This is a genomic window from Mesocryomonas lacus (assembly GCF_055730135.2).
In genome coordinates this window covers 1-1,437 of record NZ_JBUZWE020000046.1, presented here as the reverse complement: position 1 = coordinate 1,437, position 1,437 = coordinate 1, and the positions used below count along the sequence as shown (strand labels likewise).

Genomic DNA, 1,437 nt, shown 5'->3' with positions numbered 1-1,437 from the left:
CATTCGATCGGCCGACGCCGCCGGCCCGACACCGACTGCCTGCAACGATCTGGCGGGCCTTCCGGTACCGGATGTCACGATCATGTCCGTGTCCGCTGTCGGAGCGGGAGAGTTCACCCCGCCGCCCGCGCCCTACGCTCCGGACCTCGGCGAACGTGCGGCCAAGATGCCCGCCTTCTGCCGCGTCGAAGCGATCGCGACGCCTTCACCTGACTCCAGGATCGGCATCGAGGTCTGGATGCCCACCGAAGGCTGGAATGGCCGCTTCCTCGGCACGGGGAACGGCGGCGGGGCAGGATCGATTGCCTATGGCATGGGCATGGTCGAGGGCCTGCGGCGAGGCTTTGCGGTTGCCAACACCGACCTCGGTACGGCGCCGGACATCAACCTGACCGTCGATCATCCGGAACGTTGGACGGACTTCGGCCACCGCGCGACACATGAGATGACCCGAGTCGGCAAGCTCCTTGTTGGTGCCTTCTACGGGTCCGAATCCTTTCGCTCCTACTTCGAAGGCTGCTCGACGGGCGGCCAGCAGGCACTCGGATCGGCGCAGCGGTACCCAGGCGACTACGACGGCGTGCTCTCCGGCGATCCCGGCAACAACCGTACCCACGTCGCCACCTCGTTCCTGTGGAACTACAACGCGCTGAACGAGACAGAGAGCAGCCGCCTTTCGCCCGTCAACCTTGCGATGGTGTCGAAGGCCGTGATCGACCAGTGCGGCCCCAAGGACGGCGGCGCCCCCGGCGACACGTTTCTAACCGATCCCCGGCAATGCCGCTTCGACCCGCAGACACTTCCGAGATGCGAGGCGGGCGCAGCGGGAGACCAGTGTCTCACGGAGCCGCAGGTCGGCGCGCTCCGCAAGCTCTACGCAGGCGCCGTCAACCCGCGCACGGACGAGCGGATCTATCCTGGCCTCACGCCAGGGAGCGAGGACCAGCCACTCGGCCCCTCGCTCCAGGGCGACCCCGCGGCTTGGCCGGCCCAACAGTTCTACCCGTTCACCTGGGCGTTCGGGGCCGGCTTCGACACGAGGTCCTTCGACTTCGACCGCGACGTCGACCGACTGGACGCGCTGCTGTCCTCGAGGCTCAACGCCAACGACGTCGACTTCGGCAACTTCCGCCGACGGGGTGGGAAGGCGATGATCTACACGGGGCTTGCCGATCCGGCGGTCCCTTTCCAGGAGGTCGTGAACTACTACGAGCGCGCCGTCTCCGCCCGCGGCGACCTTGCCTCGACGCAGGAGTTCCTCCGTCTCTTCCTAGTGCCCGGCATGGGCCACTGCTTCGGTGGGCCCGGGGCGACAGACATCGGGCAGCCCTTCTCGTCCGTGGTGCCGAGCAACCCTGAGGCCGACAGCCTCATGTCCCTCGTGCGGTGGGTGGAGGAGGGCAGGGCACCCGACAGCCTTCTGGGGACGCGGTACGG

At 67.7% G+C, this 1,437-nt stretch carries 1 protein-coding gene; it reads left to right on the top strand.

The window, feature by feature from the left end:
• Window positions 1-82: 82 nt before the first annotated feature.
• A partial coding sequence (locus ACZLZY_RS24845; RefSeq protein WP_472936637.1) for a tannase/feruloyl esterase family alpha/beta hydrolase occupies window positions 83-1,437 on the top strand: 1,355 nt, incomplete at its 3' end.